Origin of the sequence: Tardibacter chloracetimidivorans (assembly GCF_001890385.1) — a bacterium.
Taxonomy (GTDB): domain Bacteria; phylum Pseudomonadota; class Alphaproteobacteria; order Sphingomonadales; family Sphingomonadaceae; genus Tardibacter; species Tardibacter chloracetimidivorans.
Genome location: NZ_CP018221.1, coordinates 3,154,329 through 3,172,082, shown reverse-complemented (window position 1 = coordinate 3,172,082; position 17,754 = coordinate 3,154,329). Strand labels below are relative to the sequence as shown.

The 17,754-nt window shown below is 65.2% G+C and carries 19 protein-coding genes and 1 pseudogene; 9 read left to right on the top strand and 11 right to left on the bottom strand.

Annotated features, from left to right (window positions below):
* Position 1: 1 nt before the first annotated feature.
* Positions 2-2,701, bottom strand: a complete 2,700-nt coding sequence (locus tag BSL82_RS16470) for a TonB-dependent receptor (RefSeq protein ID WP_072598341.1) — start codon at positions 2,699-2,701, stop codon at positions 2-4.
* 209 nt (positions 2,702-2,910) lie between these two features.
* Between BSL82_RS16470 and BSL82_RS16465 the strand changes: the two genes are divergently transcribed.
* On the top strand, positions 2,911-3,687 hold the full coding sequence (locus BSL82_RS16465; protein WP_072598340.1) for a CsgG/HfaB family protein: 777 nt from the start codon (positions 2,911-2,913) through the stop codon (positions 3,685-3,687).
* Positions 3,688-3,725: 38 nt separating this feature from the next.
* On the opposite strand, the gene BSL82_RS16460 is transcribed toward BSL82_RS16465, so the two are convergent.
* Genes BSL82_RS16460 through BSL82_RS16450 form a run of 3 tightly spaced genes read right to left on the bottom strand, consistent with a single transcriptional unit; the run spans position 3,726 to position 5,322 of the window.
* Complete coding sequence (locus BSL82_RS16460) at positions 3,726-4,130, bottom strand: hypothetical protein (protein ID WP_072598339.1); 405 nt, start codon at positions 4,128-4,130, stop codon at positions 3,726-3,728.
* A gap of 47 nt (positions 4,131-4,177) precedes the next feature.
* Positions 4,178-4,909, bottom strand: coding sequence for a hydroxyacylglutathione hydrolase (gene gloB / locus BSL82_RS16455; protein ID WP_072598338.1), 732 nt, complete (start codon positions 4,907-4,909; stop codon positions 4,178-4,180).
* On the bottom strand, positions 4,909-5,322 hold the full coding sequence (locus tag BSL82_RS16450) for a VOC family protein (RefSeq protein WP_072598337.1): 414 nt from the start codon (positions 5,320-5,322) through the stop codon (positions 4,909-4,911). The genes gloB and BSL82_RS16450 overlap by 1 nt, the downstream gene beginning before the upstream one ends.
* Before the next feature lie 151 nt (positions 5,323-5,473).
* On the opposite strand from BSL82_RS16450, the gene aroQ reads away from it, so the two are divergent.
* From aroQ to aat, 5 genes are all read left to right on the top strand, one after another.
* Positions 5,474-5,917, top strand: coding sequence for a type II 3-dehydroquinate dehydratase (gene aroQ, locus BSL82_RS16445; protein ID WP_072598336.1), 444 nt, complete (start codon positions 5,474-5,476; stop codon positions 5,915-5,917).
* Positions 5,918-5,973: 56 nt separating this feature from the next.
* Positions 5,974-6,447 (top strand): acetyl-CoA carboxylase biotin carboxyl carrier protein, encoded by a 474-nt coding sequence (gene accB / locus BSL82_RS16440; protein WP_072598335.1) that lies wholly within the window; start codon positions 5,974-5,976, stop codon positions 6,445-6,447.
* Between the two features lie 12 nt (positions 6,448-6,459).
* Positions 6,460-7,809, top strand: a complete 1,350-nt coding sequence (accC, locus tag BSL82_RS16435; RefSeq protein WP_072598334.1) for an acetyl-CoA carboxylase biotin carboxylase subunit — start codon at positions 6,460-6,462, stop codon at positions 7,807-7,809.
* Between the two features lie 13 nt (positions 7,810-7,822).
* A complete protein-coding gene (arsC, locus tag BSL82_RS16430; protein ID WP_072598333.1) occupies positions 7,823-8,173 on the top strand; it encodes an arsenate reductase (glutaredoxin) in 351 nt (116 codons plus the stop codon).
* 84 nt (positions 8,174-8,257) lie between these two features.
* Entirely contained in the window at positions 8,258-8,959 is a 702-nt protein-coding gene (gene aat, locus BSL82_RS16425; protein ID WP_072598332.1) for a leucyl/phenylalanyl-tRNA--protein transferase, read from the top strand.
* 35 nt (positions 8,960-8,994) lie between these two features.
* Here the strand turns inward: aat and BSL82_RS21485 are convergent.
* From BSL82_RS21485 to BSL82_RS16400, 5 genes and pseudogenes are all read right to left on the bottom strand, one after another.
* Positions 8,995-9,162: pseudogene (locus BSL82_RS21485) on the bottom strand (DUF2155 domain-containing protein); the annotation flags it as partial.
* A 233-nt stretch (positions 9,163-9,395) separates the two neighbouring features.
* Positions 9,396-9,968 carry an outer membrane lipid asymmetry maintenance protein MlaD gene (gene mlaD, locus BSL82_RS16415; RefSeq protein ID WP_072598330.1) on the bottom strand — a complete coding sequence of 191 codons (573 nt, stop codon included), beginning with the start codon at positions 9,966-9,968 and terminating at the stop codon, positions 9,396-9,398.
* 11 nt (positions 9,969-9,979) lie between these two features.
* Entirely contained in the window at positions 9,980-10,360 is a 381-nt protein-coding gene (locus BSL82_RS16410; protein ID WP_072598329.1) for an NADH:ubiquinone oxidoreductase subunit NDUFA12, read from the bottom strand.
* Positions 10,361-10,448: 88 nt separating this feature from the next.
* Entirely contained in the window at positions 10,449-10,958 is a 510-nt protein-coding gene (locus tag BSL82_RS16405; RefSeq protein ID WP_083579266.1) for a DUF192 domain-containing protein, read from the bottom strand.
* The gene (locus BSL82_RS16400; protein ID WP_083579265.1) at positions 10,955-11,575 is read right to left on the bottom strand and encodes a cold-shock protein; all 621 of its coding nucleotides are present in this window, start codon (positions 11,573-11,575) and stop codon (positions 10,955-10,957) included. The genes BSL82_RS16405 and BSL82_RS16400 overlap by 4 nt, the downstream gene beginning before the upstream one ends.
* Positions 11,576-11,789: 214 nt before the next feature.
* On the opposite strand from BSL82_RS16400, the gene BSL82_RS21575 reads away from it, so the two are divergent.
* Positions 11,790-11,924: a hypothetical protein gene (locus BSL82_RS21575; RefSeq protein WP_257786808.1), complete on the top strand. Its 135-nt coding sequence runs from the start codon at positions 11,790-11,792 to the stop codon at positions 11,922-11,924.
* A gap of 26 nt (positions 11,925-11,950) precedes the next feature.
* On the opposite strand, the gene BSL82_RS16395 is transcribed toward BSL82_RS21575, so the two are convergent.
* The gene (locus BSL82_RS16395) at positions 11,951-12,484 is read right to left on the bottom strand and encodes a RecX family transcriptional regulator (RefSeq protein WP_072598327.1); all 534 of its coding nucleotides are present in this window, start codon (positions 12,482-12,484) and stop codon (positions 11,951-11,953) included.
* A gap of 158 nt (positions 12,485-12,642) precedes the next feature.
* Between BSL82_RS16395 and BSL82_RS16390 the strand changes: the two genes are divergently transcribed.
* Complete coding sequence (locus tag BSL82_RS16390) at positions 12,643-14,382, top strand: fatty acyl-AMP ligase (protein WP_072598849.1); 1,740 nt, start codon at positions 12,643-12,645, stop codon at positions 14,380-14,382.
* A 9-nt stretch (positions 14,383-14,391) separates the two neighbouring features.
* Here the strand turns inward: BSL82_RS16390 and BSL82_RS16385 are convergent, their stop codons facing one another.
* The gene (locus BSL82_RS16385; RefSeq protein ID WP_072598326.1) at positions 14,392-15,201 is read right to left on the bottom strand and encodes a metallophosphoesterase; all 810 of its coding nucleotides are present in this window, start codon (positions 15,199-15,201) and stop codon (positions 14,392-14,394) included.
* Between the two features lie 148 nt (positions 15,202-15,349).
* Here BSL82_RS16385 and BSL82_RS16380 point away from each other — a divergent pair, with 148 nt between their 5' ends.
* Complete coding sequence (locus BSL82_RS16380) at positions 15,350-17,719, top strand: putative bifunctional diguanylate cyclase/phosphodiesterase (RefSeq protein WP_072598325.1); 2,370 nt, start codon at positions 15,350-15,352, stop codon at positions 17,717-17,719.
* The last annotated feature ends 35 nt before the right edge of the window (positions 17,720-17,754 follow it).

Genomic DNA, 17,754 nt, shown 5'->3' with positions numbered 1-17,754 from the left:
CTCAGAAGGTGGTGCGGACGGTCACGCCATAGGTGCGCGGTTCCGCCGGGAAGTTGATGAACATCTGGGTCGCGGAATCCGCATAGCCCCTTTGCACCAGACCGGCCGATCCCGTGCCCTGGCCCGGCGCATTGGCGATGGTCTGGGTGTAATCGACATTGAGCAGATTCTGGCCCCAGAACTCCAGGCTCCACACCTTGCCCGGGCCGGTGAGTCCGATGCGGGCGTTGAGCGTGGTCACGCTGTCCTGCCGCTTTTCGGGGAAGAGGTCGGACCCGGTGTCGAAATCGGACATGTAGCGCATGTCGGCGTGGAACAGCGCGCGCATGCCCATTGCGTTGATTTCGGGCGTATAGGTGAAGCCGGTGGTGACGACATATTCGGGCGCGTTCGAAAGCTGCTGCCCCGGCAGCAGCGCCAGCGCATCGGGAAGCGGCCGCCCGCCGCTGCCCACCAGCCGGGAGCGGTATTCGGTGTCGGCATGGGTGAAGCCCGCCGTCACCGCCACATCGTCCGTCGGGAACAGCCCCGCCTCAAGCTCAATCCCCTTGGAGATGACGCCCGGCCGCGTCCCGCCCGAACAACTCCCGAGATTGGGCGATACCCCTGCCACAGGGGTGAGCGCCTCCTTGCAGGACTGCACATTCTCCACGACGAAACTGATGCCGTTGAAGGTGTTGAGCTGGAACTGTTCGAACTTCTGATAGAAAAGCGCGGCGCTCAAACGGAACCGGCGGAGGTCGAGCTTCAGCCCAAGCTCATAGGCGTCGACCTTCTCCGGCGCGAAACGAAGGTCGGCCACGCTGATGCTGTCGGGGTTCAGCCCCGACCGGTCGAGATTGTAACCGCCCGCCTTATATCCCTTTGAATAGCTGGCGTAGGTCAAAAGCGCGTCCACCGGCTTGTAGCTGAGGACCAGCGTGCCGCTCCATTCATTGTCGCTCTGGCTGTCGCTATAGTCGCCATCCACGGTGGTGCCGATATTCGACAGGCAGGAAAGGGTGATGAGATCGCCCGCAAGCTCGCGGGCAAGCGGCGTCGCGGCCGGATTGTCCCGCACGCCGGCCAGTGCGGCGCGCTGCGCATCGCACGCCGAATTGTCGGACAGAAAGGTCGCGTCGAGCTTCTTCTTGTCGTGCGTCCAGCGCGCGCCGACGGTGACCGCCAGCCGATCGGTGACGTTGAAGACATTATGCGTGAAGAAGGCGAAATTCTCGCTCTTCTGCCGCAGGCGGTCGCCGGTGACACCGACATCCGCGATTCCGTAGAGCCGGGCGAGGCCACCGAGCAACGCCGGTGCGGACGCGCCAAGGGCAGGCCCGACCGCGCCGCCAAGCGCGGGGTTGAGACAGCCGGGGGCTGCCGGTTGCAGGGCGACCGACGCTGGAATGCTAAGGCGGGCGGCGGCTTGGCCGACCACCTGGCACGACTGGAACAGGCCATAGTCGTTGCCGAAGCCCAGATCGTCGGTCAGGCGCAGCGTCTCGTTGGAATAATAGGCCCCCACCAGCCAGTCGAGCCGGTTGTCCAGCGCCCGCCCCTGCAACCGCAGTTCCTGGGTGAAGGTCTTGAACCGCTGGTTGTAGGCGGTGCGGCGCAGCAGATCGAGATTGGAGAAATCAGGGTCCTGCCCCCGCTTTGATTCCCAATCGCGCCAGGCGGTGATGGAGGTCAGCTCGGCCCAGCCGAAATCCCAGTTCAGCTCGCCCGACACGCCCCAGTCGCGCACATCGGACCGATAACCGAGATCGGGGGTGACCGAGACCTGCCGGTCATATGGGTCCTGCAACACCACGCCGCCAAGCGCCCGCTGGAGCGCAAGGACGGAACTGGGCTGTGTGACGATGGCTCCGCCGACATTCACAGTGTCGCTGGCGGGCTGAATCACCGCCGCGCAGCAATCCTCGTTGCGCTTGGCGTAATCGGCGATCAGCCGGACGGAGAGATCGCTGGTCGGCTCGAACAGCAATTGCCCGCGCGCCAGCCAGCGGTCGCGATCGTTGAAGCGGCGGCCGGAGATGACGTCCCTCAGAAAGCCGTCGCGCTTGGTGTAGACGCCATCCAGCCGGTAGGCGAGGGTCTGCGACGTGCCGAACGGCCCGGTCACGCCGGCGGCCGCGCGCCAATAGTCGTAATTGCCATAGGTCAGCTCGGCATTGCCGAGCGCCTCATATTCCGGCTTGCGTGTGATGATGTTGATCAGCCCCGCGCTGGTATTGCGGCCGAAGAGCGTGCCCTGTGGTCCGCGCAGCACCTCTATGCGTTCCACCTCGCCGAGTTCGGAGAGAGCGACTCCGGACCGGCTGCGATAAACGCCGTCGATGAAGGTGGCGACCGACGATTCAAGGCCGGGATTGTCGCCGACCGTCCCGATCCCGCGAATGCGCGCCACCCCGCCGACCGCCTCTGAACTGGTGGATGAAATCAGCAGCGAAGGCGATATCTGGTTGAGACCGCGTATATCGACCGCGCCCGTGTTCTGAAGCTGATCGGCCGTGACCGCCGAAACCGCGATAGGCACGTCCGAAATCGATTGCGCCCGCTTGGTCGCCGTGACGACAATCGCGTCCACGGCGTCATAGCCCGTATCGTCGGAGCTTTCAGGCGTTGCGGGCGGGAACGAAGACTGCTGATCCTGAGCCTGCGCTGGAACTATGGCGCAGAGGGCGGAAACGCAGCCGAGCCAGACAGATTTCCTCATCCGCTTTACTCTCGTTACCGGCGGCTTCACTGGCCGCTGTTCTTGAAAATGCTGCCTTCCTACTTCCCGATCAAGCACCTGCCGCAAAAGTGGCGGGCGGTGCGTCTTAAAGGTCACATGGCGGCCCGGACACCCAGGAGGCAAATCCTTGTGGAACAAGGATGAAGCATCGCCTATGAAAGCGCATCAGTTTTCGGGGGAGTAATCTGATGTCAAATATTCGTAACTTGGCTTTGGGCGTTGTTTCAGGCGCGGTACTGGCGGCGAGCCCGGCTCTGGCTGCGGACAAGTCGTCAGGACGCAAGGCGCAGGAAAAGGGGGTTCAGGAAATCCCCGTCTGCACCAAGAAGTTGGGCACGATCGCGGTGGTTGAACCGGACACCAACTGGTGGCAGCAGATCGGCCTCGGCTCACCCGAGGCGATCATCAAGGTGTTCGTGATGAAATCGGGCTGCTTCGGGCTGGTCGATCGCGGCAAGGGCCTGGCGAACCGCAACATCGAACGCGCGCTTGCCGATTCGGGCGAATTGCAGCGCGGGTCGAACATCGGCCGGGCGCAGGTGAAGGCGGCCGACTATTTCGTGGTGCCGGACATCGTGACGCAGAACAGCAACTCCGGCGGCAACGCGCTTGGCGGCGTGCTGGGCGGGCTTGGCCGGGGCTTCCTTGGCGGCTTTGGCGCGATCGCGGGCGGAATCAACATCAAGAAGAAGGAAGCCAATGTCACGCTGACTCTGGTCAACGCACGCACGACCGAGCAGGAGCGGCTGACCGAAGGCTATGCCCGCAAATCGGACCTGTCGTTCGGCGCAGGCGGCGGCGGCTTCTTCGGCGGTGGCTTTGCGGCTGTCGGCGGCGGCGGATATCAGAACACCGACATCGGCCAGGTGCTGGTGCTCGCTTATCTGGACGCCTACACCAAGCTGGTGCAGCAGCTTGGCGGACTGCCCGAAAACGCAAGCGCGGCGGCTCCGAAGGCCGAGTAGTCCGAATGAGGGGCCGCGCCGGGCGCGGCCCCATCCGATCAGGGCTTTGGTTTGGTGTAGGGAACAAAGTCGCCAAAGCCGCACGCGCCCATGGTCATATGGGCGGGCGGATCGATGACCTGGAATATGTCCCCGCGACAATGGCGGGTGAGCGTCGGCTTGGTCAGGATCGCGCGGCCGGGAGCAAGGCCCGGACAGCCATGCGGCAGATCGTTTCGCCAGATCCGCCCGCCGTGTCCTTCGAACAAGATCGTATAGCGATCGATGATGCGCTGGCTGCCAAGCTCCGACAGGGAGACGCAGCTTTCCGGCTTGCCCGGCGTCCGTCCGGCAAGCGCCTTTTGAAGCGCGGCTTCCGCCCTGGGCGTGCGGGTCGGCGGCTCGCCGGCGGCGGTGAGCGTCAGGACGGCAAGCGCTGCGGCGCATGAAATGAGGCGGTGCATTTCCTTCTCCTGCGAACAATGCCGCCCCTGTCCGGCCGGATCATAGTTTAACCCTTGAAGCTGTCCTTTGCGAGCCGTCGCCGCGCAAACTCTTCCACCGAACCCGCGCGGGTGAAGGGGTTGGTCGCCCGCTCAAGCCCGATGCTGGTCGGGATCGTCGGCAGCCCCTGTTCGCGCGCCGCGTCGACGGACCTCATCCGTTCCGCCAGAACCGCATTCTCCGGCTCAACGGTCAATGCGAAGCGGCCGTTGGACTGGGTATATTCATGCGCGCAATAGACCTGCGTCGCATCGGGCAGCGCCATCAGCTTTTCGAAATTGGCCCACATCTGCTGCGGCGTGCCCTCGAACAGCCGCCCGCATCCCATTGCGAACAGCGTGTCTCCGCAGAACAGCGCGTCATCGTCGGCGAGGTGATAGGCGATGTGCCCGGCGGTGTGGGCGGGAACCTCGATCACCCGCGCGTCGACGCTGCCGAGCGTCACCTGATCCCCCTCCTTCACGGTCCGGTCGATGCCGGGAATCTTGCCCCTTTCAGCGGCGGGGCCGGTGATGGACGCGCCGGTCGCTTCCTTGATCTCAAGGTTCGCGCCGGTGTGATCGGGATGCCAGTGGGTGTTCCATATATCGGTGATCTGCCAGCCGCGCCGCGCCGCCTCGGCCAATACCGGCGGCCCCACGGCAGGATCGACCACCGCCGTCCGTCTGCTCTCCGGATCATGCACCAGATAGATGTAATTGTCCGACAGGACCGGCAACTGGGCGATTTCCACAGCCATCACCATGTTCCCGTATTGGGCATCGACGCCCAGGGTTCGGCCGCCTCGAGGCAACCCTCCTGCAACAGTTCGATCGAAATGCCGTCTGGCGAGCGGACGAAGGCCATGTGGCCGTCGCGCGGCGGGCGGTTGATCGTGACGCCCGCATCCATCAGGCGCTGGCACGTCTCGTAGATATTGTCGACGCGATAGGCGATGTGGCCAAAATTGCGGCCGCCGTCATAGCCCTTCTCGTCCCAGTTCCAGGTCAGTTCCAGCTGCGCGTCCTGGTTGCCGGGCGCTGCAAGGTAGACCAGCGTGAAGCGGCCCTTTTCATTGTCGTGCCGACGTATCTCCCTCAGCCCCAGCAGATTGTAGAATCCGAGGCTTTCCTCGACATCGGACACACGGACCATCGTGTGGAGATATTTCATCTCGCTTCCCTCCTTAGGTCAGGACCCACTCCAATGTGGGGGATCGGGAACGGAGCGGCAACCGTAAAGGCGCAGAGTCCCGGTCGGACTCTAGGCATATCGGCCAGCCGCATCTATAAGGCGCTGCATCGCAATATGGGAGCCTGGTCCAATGGCCGATGAAAAGCCGGTCATCCTTGTCCTGAACGGACCCAATCTGAACTTGCTGGGCCTTCGCGAGCCGGAGATCTACGGGCGTGACACGCTGGACGACATCGCCGGCAAGCTGGAGGACCGGGCGCAGGAACTGGGGGTGTCAGTCGACTGCCGCCAGTCCAACCATGAAGGCCATCTGATCGACTGGCTGCACGAGGCGAACGCGCGCGGCGCGAAGGCGGTGATCCTCAACCCGGGCGGCTATACCCATACATCGGTGGCGCTTCACGATGCGATCAAATCGATTACCGTGCCGGTGATCGAGGTTCATCTTTCAAACCCGCACGCGCGGGAGGCGTTTCGCCACAAGAGCTTCGTCGGCCAGGCTGCGAAAGGCACGATCGCCGGTTTCGGGGCGACCGGCTATCTTCTGGCGCTGGACGCGGCGGTCCGCATCTGACAGGGATGCGCGCAAACCGGACTTGAGCGAGAGTCATAAGTAAAGCAGGGGTTCAAATGACCGATTCCACGGCCAAGGGCGCAGCCATGAAGGTCGATTCCGATCTGATCCGGCAGCTTGCCGAACTTCTCGACGCAAGCAACCTGAGCGAAATCGAGGTTGAGGACGGCGACCGCCGCATCCGCGTGGCGCGGACGCTGAGCGCGGCCCCCGTCCACTTCTCCGCCCCACCGGCAGCGGCCGCAGCGGCTCCGGCCGCGCCGGCGGCAGTCGCGGTGGAGAGCGCAGCCGATCATCCGGGCGCGGTCAAATCACCGATGGTCGGCACCGTCTATCTTTCCGCCGAGCCAGGCGCCGCGCCGTTCATCGCCGAAGGCACGCAGGTGCAGGCGGGCGACACGCTGCTGATCGTGGAAGCGATGAAGGTGATGAACCCGATCACCGCGCCCAGGGCCGGCAGGGTGGCGCAGCTTCTGGTCGAGAATGCGCAGCCAATCGAGTTCGATCAGCCGCTCGTCATCATCGAATAGGCGGGCAGTCGCATGTTCAACAAGATATTGATCGCCAATCGCGGCGAGATCGCATTGCGCGTCCACCGCGCCGCGCACGAGATGGGAATCAAGACGGTGGCCGTCCATTCGACCGCCGACGCCGACGCAATGCATGTGCGGCTGGCGGACGAGGCGGTGTGCATCGGCCCGCCATCGGCCACCGATAGCTATCTGAATATCCCCAACATCATCGCGGCGGCGGAGATCACCCATGCCGACGCCATTCACCCCGGCTATGGCTTTCTTTCCGAAAACGCCCGCTTTGCCGAGATCGTCGAACTGCACAAGCTGGTGTGGATCGGCCCCAAGCCCGAACATATCCGCATCATGGGCGACAAGGTGGAGGCGAAGCGCACCGCCGCCGGGCTGGGCCTGCCGCTGGTGCCCGGGTCCGACGGGCCGATCACCTCGATCGATGAAGCCCTGAAGGTCGCGGACGAGATCGGCTATCCGGTGCTGGTGAAGGCGGCGGCCGGCGGCGGCGGACGCGGCATGAAGGTGGTGCCAGACGCGGCCAGCCTGGAGACGCTGATCGCCCAGGCGCGCAGCGAAGCCAAATCCGCATTCGGCGACGATACGGTCTATCTGGAAAAGTATCTGGGCAATCCGCGCCATATCGAGTTCCAGGTGTTCGGCGACGGCAATGGCCACGCCGTGCACATGGGCGAGCGCGACTGCTCGCTGCAACGCCGCCACCAAAAGGTCCTGGAGGAAGCCCCCTCCCCAGTCATCAGCGCCGCCCAGCGCGACGAGATGGGCGGGATCGTGGCGAACGCGATGGCGAAGCTGGGCTATCGCGGCGCGGGGACGATCGAGTTCCTGTACGAGGAAGGCCGCTTCTACTTCATCGAGATGAACACCCGGCTTCAGGTGGAGCATCCGGTGACCGAGATGGTGACCGGGCTGGACCTGGTGCGCGAGCAGATCAGGGTCGCCGCCGGCGAACCGCTGAGCGTGACGCAGGACCAGATCGAGTTTCGCGGCCACGCCATCGAATGCCGCATCAACGCCGAGGACCCGCGCAGCTTTGCGCCGTCACCCGGCAAGGTGACCGATTATCACGCGCCGGGCGGGCTGCACGTGCGCGTCGATTCCGGGCTCTACACCGGCTACAACGTGCCGCCCTATTACGACAGCCTGGTGTCCAAGCTGATCGTCTACGGGTCTGACCGCGAAGGCTGCATCCGCCGCCTGCGCCGCGCTCTGGAGGAATATGTGATCGGCGGGTTCAAGACCACCATTCCCCTGCACCAGGCGCTGCTGGAAGATCCGGAGTTCCTCTCCGGCGACTATACGATAAAATGGCTGGAGGAGTGGCTGGCCAAGGATACCGGCCAATGAGGGAACCCGGCGCATGAAGGCGACCATCTATCACAATCCCAATTGCGGCACGTCGCGCAACACGCTGGCGATCCTGCAGGAAACGCCCGGCGTCGAGGTGAAGGTGGTCGAATATCTGAAGAACCCGCCCGCCCGCGAGACGTTGAAGGCGCTCTATGAACGGGCGGGAATAACTCCCCGCGACGGATTGAGGGTGCGCGGCACGCCTGCCGAAGACCTTGGGCTCACCGATCCGAACGTCGGCGACGACGACATACTGGATGCGATGGTGCGCCACCCGATATTGATCGAGCGACCGCTGGTGGAAACCGAAAAAGGCGTCCGGCTCTGCCGCCCGAAGGAAAAAGTGACCGAGATTCTTTGAGCCGGTTCATCGCCGGCCTGGCCGGGAACCCTCAAACAGGATTGAGCATTAACGGATAAATGCGTTAATCTCGGCGCTGACAAAATGACGACGCTCGATCCTGATCTGCTGCTGAGAGCTTATGCGGTTGGCGTTTTCCCCATGGCGGACAGCCGGGACGCGCCCGATGTGTTCTGGGTCGAGCCGAAAAGACGCGGTATCCTTCCGCTCAACAGCTTTCATCTTTCGCATTCGCTCGCCAAGGCGTTGAAATCGGACCGGTTCACCGTCACCGCCGACAAGGCATTCGCCGATGTCATGCGCGGCTGCGCGGAGCCCAAGCCCGACCGGCCGGAAACATGGATCAACGAACTGATCATCGAGGGTTATGAAAAGCTGTTCGCGCGCGGCCACGCCCATTCGGTGGAATGCTGGCTGAACGGCGAACTGGCGGGCGGGCTGTACGGCGTGACGCTGGGCGGCGCGTTCTTCGGCGAAAGCATGTTCACGCGGCGGACCAATGCCTCCAAGGTGGCGATGGCCTGGCTGGTGGCGCGGCTGCGTGTCGGCGGGTTCAAGCTGCTGGACACGCAGTTCCTGACGCCGCATCTGGCAAGCATGGGCACCATCGAGGTGCCGCGCAACGCCTATCAGTCGCTGTTGTCGGAGGCGGTGGCGACGCCCGCCGATTTCGGCGCGCTGGATTCGCTGGAAGCTCCGGCAGGCGCGGCGGGCGGCGGGGATGCCGCCGGTTCCGGCGCGCTTTCAGGAAAGCGCATCGCGCAGCTTTTGACCCAGACGTCATAGACCTGGTGCGCGACCGGGTTGAGCGACGGCGTCTCGGCGTAGGTCCAGCCTGAAAAGACGCGGCGGAACTGGCCCTTGGGGTCGGCGACGTCCACCTGGATGAACGCGCCGGTGAAGCTCGGCTTTTCCCAGTCCGGAGTCGTTTCGCACGCCCTCAGCCGGACGATGATGCCGCCCAACCGCACCGCCTGGCCGGGTCGCATCTTCAGTTCCTGCGTCTTGCCGTTCTGCTTGTTGAGCACGGCGAGCGTGGCGACCCGCTCGGCCATCGGCGTGACCTTCCGGGGCGCGGCGCGCGGGGCATCGGCCGCCCGGGGTGCTGGAGCGGGCGCTGGAGCTGGAGCGGACGCAGGGGCTGGGGCCGGGGTTTCCGGCGCGGCGGCATCCTGTCCCGAAAGCGCAAGCGCGGCTGGCGCCAGCAGAAGGCGGCGTAACCTCATTGCGTGGCGGGAAGCGCCGGCTCGCCGGAAGGCGCGGCGTCCATCGGCGTATCCGCCATGGCCCCGGCCGCATCATCCGCGGCATTGCCGCCGCCATTTCCGTTCTTGCCGATCCCGCCGGACTGGTTGATGAACTGGCCGATCATGCTGAGCAGGTCCACCGAACCCTGGGTGTCGATGATGAGATCGCCGTCCTTGAGCGGTACGGGATCGCCGCCGGGCACAAGGGCGACGAACGATCCGCCCATGATTCCTTCCGACGTGATGACGGCGCTGCTGTCGGCCGGGACGGACACCTTCGGATCGATCGAAAGCGTAAGCCTTGCCTGCCAGGTCTCCGGGTCGAGCGACGAGGCAACCACCTGCCCCACCGTCATCCCCGCGACGCGCACATCGGTGCCGACGCCGACCCCCGATGCATCGTTGAAAAGGGCGGCCACCTGATAGCTGCCCGCCCGCGCCCCACCGCCGGTGCGGCCATAGGCAAAGACGATGAACCAGGTGGCGACGGCCACGACAAGCACGCCTATCAGCGCCTCGACCAGATTTTCCTTCAACACGACACGCATCGGATATTCTCTCAGTTGGGCGTCCAGGCTTCATAGTCGCCGGTCGAGCGGGCGCGCTCTCCGGCAACGCTGAGCGAGCCCTTGGGTGCATAGGCGAGCGCGGTTCCCGTCATGTTGGGAACATGCGGCTTTTCCCAGCTCTTCGGCTGAATCGGGGCATCCTCGGGAAGCACATCGGTGGTGCGGTGCAGCCATCCATGCCATTCGGGCGGCACGCGCGACGCCTCGGCCGGGCCGTTGTAGATCACCCAGCGCCGCCCGCCCTTCTTGGCCTCATAATAGACATTGCCCTGCGCATCCTGCCCGACGCGGCGGCCGAACCGGCGCGTATGGAGCTGCGTGCCGAGTGTCGGCCCATCCCACCAGGTGAATATGCGCTTCAAGAGTCCCACGCGCGGCTTGCCTTTTCATCCATTGGAGCGATCGGGCGCTTTACACCCTGATCGCGCGGCTTTGGCAAGCGCGGCGTGGACGGAAACCCTATTCGCCGCCCGGATCGCGCCAGTTCACCCGATCCCCGGGCTGGAGACCGATCTGCTCCGCGCGGCCGCCCGCGATTTCAAGCACCGCCTCCACCGGCACGCCCGAATCGATCGGATCGAGCGAATAGGGTTTCGTCATGGCGGCGACGCGCGCGACCGTGCCGCCGGGCGCGATGAAGATGATGTCGAGCGGGCTTGGCGTGTCCTTCATCCAGAAGCTGGCGAGCCGCGCCGGACGCATCGGAAAGATCATGCCGCGATCCGGGGCCAGCGGCCGGCGATGCTTCAAGCCCTGCGCCTGCTCCGCCTCGCTACGGGCGATCTCCACCACAAAGGAAAAGGCGCCCTTGCCGGTGACGATGGCGAGCGGTGCGGTCGTAAGCTCGCTTGCGGCAGGGATCGGCCGGTCTTCCGCTGCGGCCGATATGAGGGGCGGCTGGCACGCCACCGCCAATAACGGAAACAGCAGCAGCAGCGCCGCAGCGGCGCGCGGCAGCGGCCGGCTCAATCGATGGCCGCCGCTTCCACGACAACCGCCAGCGGTCCCCGCTTGCCGGATGCGATTCGCGCCGAGAGCGGCTGCTCGGGTATCAATTCAGCCAGGCCCGCCCGACGGATTGTCTCCATATGGACAAAGATATCGGGCGAATCCGGCCCCTGTGTCAGAAAGCCATAGCCTTTCAGGCGGTTGAACCATTTGACCGTCACCGGCTCGAACGGCCCCGCCTCTTCGACCAGCGCCATCGGATCGGTCCGGTTGCTCGACCGCCGCATCGCCTCGTCGGGATCGGGACCGATCGCGCAGCTCAAGTCGAACGACAGGACCCGCCGGGCCTGCCGCCCGCGCGCGCCGCACTGGGCCAGGCATTGCACCCGCGCGCCCTCGGGCAGGCTTCGCCGGCCGATCTCGCGCAGCACCGAAAAATGAATGAGGATATCGCCCTTGCCGTCGTCGGCCGCCAGAAAGCCATAGCCTCTGGCGGTGTCGAACCATTTGACGGCACCCTCGACGGTTTCATTGTCGACGCCTTCAGCGCAGGACTGCGAACCTTGCCCTGCGGACGAAGCGCCTTTTTCCAACACACCCTCTGGAACACCAAGAGCGACTAACTGCGGTCCGTCCATTTTACCCCCGTAAGTTCAGACCGTGGGCCGCAAAGTCTATTACGCGCAGCCGTTTCTGTTAACAAAATTTCTTTCCCGGACGGATTTGCCGGGATAGCGTTCCCGCCGCTGCGAACAGGCGTGGCAATGTTACTCCCCCGGAGCGCGGGCTTGGCGCCGCGACGACCGCCGGTTACGCGCTTGCGGGCCGGAGAAACGAGATGGGCATGACGGCATGAAGCGACCGGAAGACAAGGATTTTCAGCCAGTTGGTCCCCAAGGGGACGACGGCGGTGCTCCGCCCGTCGTGTGGGCGGGGCTATTGAGCCTGATCACCCTCTTCTTTCTGGGTATCATGCTCGCGTCCTAGCTGCGCCGCAGCATGCAAAAACTGCATCAGGCCTCGATTTCGAGTTCCTCAACGGTCGCGGCGTTCGCGACTCGGCGGGCGACATCCATTCCGTGCCCGGCTCTGAGCAGGATTCCGAGATCCTTTCGCCGCTTTTCGGGACCGGATTCGGCCTCCGCGAAGGGGCCGAGCCGCCGCCGCCGGGCGAGCGCCAGCGCCGACTCCATCTCGTCCAGATCGGCAGCGGCGTCCTCGCGCAGTTGCGGCGCTATGCCATCGGCCGCGAGCGCCTGCCCGATCCGGCGGCGGCCATAGCCCCGGCGGGCGAGCGACCGGGTGCGCGCCTCGGCGAACTGCCGGTCGTCGACATAGCGAAGCCCGGCCAGCCGCTGGACAAGCGCTGCGACGGGCGGCGCATCCTCTCCGTCCCAGCCGCGTTCGCGCAATTTGCGCCTCAGATAGCGGGCCAGCTTCTCCTCGCTGGTCGCATAGCGTTCGACATAGCGCAGCGCCATGGCGTCGAGCTCTCCCGGCCCAAGCGGGGGGCGGCCCTTGCGGCCCGGCTTCGCATCGCTGTCCATGCGCCATGATCCTGCCACAGTGGAGCCGGATTTTGAACGTCTAGGCGTGCAAATGGAACAATCCGGTGTAATAGCGCCGGCGGCGTCAATGCCGGCGCGACGGGGCCAATAGGGAGTATCGCTTGCTGCACGCGCCTGACATTGCCGGTGAAGCCGCCATGGCAGATCAGACCGCTTCACTCGCGCCGACGCCGACGGAGGACGATCTCGTCCGCCGCTTCGCCGATTTCGAAACGCTGGGCGAGGCTCTGGACTATGCCGCGCGCGGCCGGCGCGGACTCAATTTCCACGATGCGCGGGGCACGCTCCGGCGCGCCTATCCGTTCAGCGAACTGCGCGCCGATGCGATCGGCATGGCGCACCGGCTGATCGCGGCGGGCATCAGGCCGGGCGACAGGATCGCGCTGATCGCCGAGACCTGCCCCGAGTTCGCCGCCAGCTTCTTTGGCGCGATCTATGCCGGCGCATGGCCGGTGCCGCTGCCGCTGCCCACCTCCTTTGGCGGGCGCGAGGCCTATATCGACCAGATCCGCGTCCAGCTTTCCAGTTCCGACCCGACGATGGTGCTTTCGTCCGAAGGGCTGCACGCGATGGTGGCCGAAGCCGCCGCCACGGGCGCGGTCGAGGCGCTGGACTGGGCCGAACTCGCCGCGCGCGACGCCAGCGAGGCGGCGCTTCCCAAGGCCGATCCGGACGCAACGGCCTATCTGCAATATTCAAGCGGCTCCACCCGCTTTCCCCATGGCGTGGCGGTGAGCCATCGCGGGCTTTTGAACAATCTTGCGGCCCATTCGCACGGGATGCAGGTGATCGACACCGACCGCTGCATATCCTGGCTGCCCTGGTATCACGACATGGGGCTGGTCGGCTGCTTCCTGTCACCAATCGCCAACCAGGTGTCGGTCGATTATCTGGCGACCGAGGATTTCGCCCGGCGTCCGCTGTCGTGGCTCGACCTGATCAGCCGCAACACGGGCACCAGCATCTCCTATTCGCCGACCTTCGGCTATGACATCTGCGCCCGCCGCATCGGCGGCCAGTCCGACCTGAGCCGGTTCGATCTGTCGCGCTGGCGGCTGGCGGGCAATGGCGCGGACATGATCCGCCCCGATGTAATGCAGGCGTTCGTCGATGCCTTTTCCGCCGCCGGATTCAAGGCCGGCGCCTTTCTGCCGAGCTATGGCCTGGCCGAGGCGACGCTTGCGGTGTCGATCATGCCGCCGGGCGAGGGCATTCTGACCGATCTGGTGGAGGAAACCCTGCTTTCCGGCGCGCCCGACGCGCATGGCGACCGCCCGGTGCGCTATCGCGCGATCGTCAACTGCGGCCGCCCGGTGCGCGACATGAAGGTGGAGATCCGCGACGACGACGGCGCGGTGCTGGGCGACCGGCAGATCGGCCGCATCTATTGCAGCGGCCCATCGGTGATGATCGGCTATTTCCGCGATCCGGAAGCGACCGAAGCCTGCCTCAAGGACGGATGGCTGGACACCGGCGACATGGGCTATATGGCCGACGGCTATATCTACATCGTCGGCCGCGCCAAGGACATGATCATCGTCAACGGCAAGAACCACTGGCCGCAGGACATCGAATGGGCGATCGAGCAGCTTCCCGGCTTCAAGGCCGGGGACATCGCCGCCTTTGCGATCACCACGCCCGGCGGCGAGGAAGCGCCCGCAGTGCTGGTCCAGTGCCGGACGAGCGACATGGCCGAGCGCGCGCGGCTGCGCGACGCGATCCGCGACAAGGTGCGAGCCATCACCGGCATGTCCTGCGTGGTGGAGCTGGTGCCGCCGAGGACGCTGCCGCGCACCTCTTCGGGCAAGCTCAGCCGTTCAAAGGCGCGCAATCTCTACCTATCGGGCGAGATTCAGCCGCTGGACGTGGCGGCCTGACCGGCCGGATCAGCCGGGACCGATCCGCAGCAGCACGATTTCAGGCGGCACGCCGACCCTGAGCGGCAGGTTGCTGGTGCCGACGCCGCTGGTGATGACAAGCGGTATGCCGTTCACCATCATTGCGCCGCGCGCGGCGGGCAGCTTGTTCTGATGAGCGACGAACCGCCCGGTCAGGGCGGGGAACATCTGTCCGCCATGGGTGTGCCCGGCCAGGATGAGATCGGCGTAATCGGGGGCGAAGGCGGCAAAGGCGGGCTCATGCGCGAGGAGGATGACGAAATCCCGCGCCCGCTCGCCCGCGCGCGACCTCATCTGCTTGTCATAGGCGATCTTCGCCGGGCCGAGATTGCCCTTGCAGTGGATGACGTCGTCCACGCCCAGCACGGAAACGCCCGGAAGCAGCGCGACATCGTTCCGCAACACCCGGATACCGCCTGTGCGGAGCAGCCCGGCGATCCGGTCATCCTGCCCGTCCGCGCAGTCGTTGTTGCCGAGGACCGCGATCACGCCCAGCCGGGCGCGAAGGCCATGGAGCGGCGCGATCGCCCGTTCGGCGGGAATGTCGCCCATGCCGAAGGGCGAGCCCTTCACATAGTCGCCGCCAAGCAGGATGAGGTCGGGCGCGAGCGCATTCACCTGATCGACGATCCTCGACAGCCGCTCCGGCGGCATGTCCGGCACGCCCGCATGGGTATCGGACAGAAAGGCGATGGTCAGCGGTGGCGAACCGCCGGAACCGCCGCGCGGCAAGGCGTAGCTGACCGGATGCGGCCGCTCCATCGCCTGCCGCCACCCGGCATGGAAAATCGCCAGCATCAGGGCCAAAAGCAGAAGCAGCGCGGGGAGTGCCCAAGATTTTCTTAACCTTTTCAATCTGTCCGACAAGATATTTGGCCCAGCGGTGAGGAACGACTTGTTAACATTGGCGTCCTAATCTGACGCAGCATAGCCATTTCGGACCGTCATGACGCAAAAGACCATCAATTCCTCGCCCAGAAGGCCGCTTTCGCTCCGGCAACTGCTAGGGATCGCGCACGATGGCGACCCCCTGTGGGACCAGGTGCGCGCGATGCAGCTTCAGGCGAGCCAGCAGTTCCTGTCGCTGAAGATGGCGATGTCGATCGTCTACGCGAGTTGCCTCGCGCTCACCCTGCGCGACGCCTATGGAGTGGCGGCGCTTGCAGCCTGGTGCGGGCTGGTGATCGCGGCGAGCATCGCCTGCCATAATGCCCTGCGTTCCGAAGAACTTGGCGGAGCGCGCGGGCGGGCGCGGGTGCAGAGCATCTGGGCGGCCACCGCCGTTCTGGCCATACCGAATCTTCTCTGGATGATCCCGGCAATCTTCCTCACCGACCTGACGAACGCCGACCAGGCGCTGACCGTGTTTCTGGTGAGCACGGCGATGATGGCGAGCACGGTGCTGCTGTTCTCCGCGCCCGTGATGTGCCTCACCCAGCTTGGCCTGCTCACGGGCGCGCTCATCACCGGCCTGCTGCTGAAGTCGAACCTGCTCAACGCGGCCGTCGTCGCCGGTTTTGCCGCCTGCATGGCGAGCGTGATCGTGCAGCACGCGCGCGCATTCATCGCCGCGCGGCTGGACGAGGCCGAACTGAAGGACAAGAACGCGACCATCACGCTGCTGCTGCGCGAATATGAAGAGGCACAGGGCGACTGGCTGTGGCAGATCGACAGCGAGGGCCGTCTCGTGCATCTGACCGATCGCATGGCGGGCATGCTGGGGCGCGAACCGGACGACCTCGTCGGCCGCCATTTCGTGACATTGATCGCAGGCGGCGACGATGAGGCGGCGATGCGGCCGCTGGCGCTCAAGACCCTTGCCTATCAGATCGAAAGCCAGGCCCCGTTCACCGATCTGGTGGTGCCGGTGATGATCGATGAGCAGCCGCGCTGGTGGCAGCTTTCCGCCCAGCCGATCGTCGACGAGGACGGCATTCATCGCGGCTTCCGTGGCGTCGGGTCGGACATCACCGAAGCCCGGCTGTCCGAAGACAAGATCAACCGCATGGCGCGCTATGACGCGCTGACCGGCCTGCCCAACCGCGCGCTGCTGATGGACGGGCTGGAAGAAGCGCTGATCCGCGCGCACAGGCTGCGGCGCGTCTGCGCGCTGATGTTCATCGACCTGGACCGGTTCAAGTCGATCAACGACACGCTGGGCCACCAGATCGGCGACAAGCTTTTGTGCGAAGTCGCCCACCGGATCGAGGATTCGACCGACGACGGCCACCGCATCGGCCGCCTGGGCGGCGACGAATTCGCCATCGTCGTGCGCGAGGCGGACGACGACAAGGCGGTGATCGAGCTTGGCGAAAGGCTGATCGACCGGCTTTCGGATACTTACGAGATCGACGGCCACAAGCTGTCGATCGGCGCGAGCATTGGCATCGCCTTCGGGCCAAGCGACGGCGCAAGCGCGCACAATCTGATCCGCAGCGCCGATCTTGCGCTTTATCGCGCCAAGGACGCCGGACGCGGCGTGGTGCGCCGCTACCTGCCCGAGATGCACCGCGAGGCGGAAGAACGCCGCCAGCTGGAAACCGAGCTGCGTTCCGCACTGAAGAACGGCGAGCTGACGCTTGCCTATCAGCCGATCATCGCGTCCCACACGCAGAAGATCGAAGGATTCGAGGCGCTGCTGCGCTGGACCCACCCCGCCCTTGGCGAAGTGCCGCCCGACAAGTTCGTGCCGATCGCCGAGGAAGCGGGCCTCATCACCTCCATCGGCGAATGGGTGATCCGTTCCGCCTGCGCCGAGGCGGTGAACTGGCCGGACAATATCCGCCTGGCGATCAACCTGTCGCCGCTGCAATTCGCCAATCCGAACCTGACGACGGTGATCCTCTCGTCGCTCAGCAAGAACGGGCTTTCGCCGACGCGGCTTGAGGTGGAGATCACCGAGGGCGTGTTCCTCGCGGAAAACGCCTATACGCTGGCGACGCTGCACCAGCTGGAGGCGATCGGCGTTCGCATTGCGCTCGACGATTTCGGCACCGGCTATTCGTCGCTGGGCTATCTGCGCAAGGCCAATTTTTCCAAGATCAAGATCGACCGCAGCTTCGTGCGCGGCGCGGCGCAGAACTCCGACGAAAGCGTGGCCATCATCCGCGCGATCGTGGCGATGGCGGGAAGCCTCGGCATGGAAACCACGGCCGAAGGCGCGGAGACCGAGGAAGAATATGAAAGCGTGCGCGACCTTGGCTGCGGCCAGGTGCAGGGCTTCTTCTTCTCCCACCCCATGTCGGCGGCGCAGGCGAACGCTCTGGTGAGCGAACCCGAAGGCGAACCGAACGTCGTCCGCCGCAACTTCGGCTGACCTCGGCGCTTGCCCGGCGCGCCGGGACCGGGCAT

Excerpts from the sequence above, each read along its gene's own strand:
- accB (WP_072598335.1), top strand. The coding sequence starts at position 5,974 with ATGACCGATTCCACGGCCAAGGGCGCAGCCATGAAGGTCGATTCCGAT.
- BSL82_RS16460 (WP_072598339.1), bottom strand. The coding sequence starts at position 4,130 with ATGCACCGCCTCATTTCATGCGCCGCAGCGCTTGCCGTCCTGACGCTC.
- mlaD (WP_072598330.1), bottom strand. The coding sequence starts at position 9,968 with ATGCGTGTCGTGTTGAAGGAAAATCTGGTCGAGGCGCTGATAGGCGTG.
- BSL82_RS16380 (WP_072598325.1), top strand. The coding sequence starts at position 15,350 with ATGACGCAAAAGACCATCAATTCCTCGCCCAGAAGGCCGCTTTCGCTC.
- BSL82_RS21575 (WP_257786808.1), top strand. The coding sequence starts at position 11,790 with ATGAAGCGACCGGAAGACAAGGATTTTCAGCCAGTTGGTCCCCAAGGG.
- BSL82_RS16390 (WP_072598849.1), top strand. The coding sequence starts at position 12,643 with ATGGCAGATCAGACCGCTTCACTCGCGCCGACGCCGACGGAGGACGAT.
- aat (WP_072598332.1), top strand. The coding sequence starts at position 8,258 with ATGACGACGCTCGATCCTGATCTGCTGCTGAGAGCTTATGCGGTTGGC.
- arsC (WP_072598333.1), top strand. The coding sequence starts at position 7,823 with ATGAAGGCGACCATCTATCACAATCCCAATTGCGGCACGTCGCGCAAC.
- gloB (WP_072598338.1), bottom strand. The coding sequence starts at position 4,909 with ATGGCTGTGGAAATCGCCCAGTTGCCGGTCCTGTCGGACAATTACATC.
- BSL82_RS16465 (WP_072598340.1), top strand. The coding sequence starts at position 2,911 with ATGTCAAATATTCGTAACTTGGCTTTGGGCGTTGTTTCAGGCGCGGTA.
- aroQ (WP_072598336.1), top strand. The coding sequence starts at position 5,474 with ATGGCCGATGAAAAGCCGGTCATCCTTGTCCTGAACGGACCCAATCTG.
- BSL82_RS16395 (WP_072598327.1), bottom strand. The coding sequence starts at position 12,484 with ATGGACAGCGATGCGAAGCCGGGCCGCAAGGGCCGCCCCCCGCTTGGG.
- BSL82_RS16385 (WP_072598326.1), bottom strand. The coding sequence starts at position 15,201 with ATGCTGGCGATTTTCCATGCCGGGTGGCGGCAGGCGATGGAGCGGCCG.
- BSL82_RS16470 (WP_072598341.1), bottom strand. The coding sequence starts at position 2,701 with ATGAGGAAATCTGTCTGGCTCGGCTGCGTTTCCGCCCTCTGCGCCATA.
- BSL82_RS16400 (WP_083579265.1), bottom strand. The coding sequence starts at position 11,575 with ATGGACGGACCGCAGTTAGTCGCTCTTGGTGTTCCAGAGGGTGTGTTG.
- BSL82_RS16450 (WP_072598337.1), bottom strand. The coding sequence starts at position 5,322 with ATGAAATATCTCCACACGATGGTCCGTGTGTCCGATGTCGAGGAAAGC.
- accC (WP_072598334.1), top strand. The coding sequence starts at position 6,460 with ATGTTCAACAAGATATTGATCGCCAATCGCGGCGAGATCGCATTGCGC.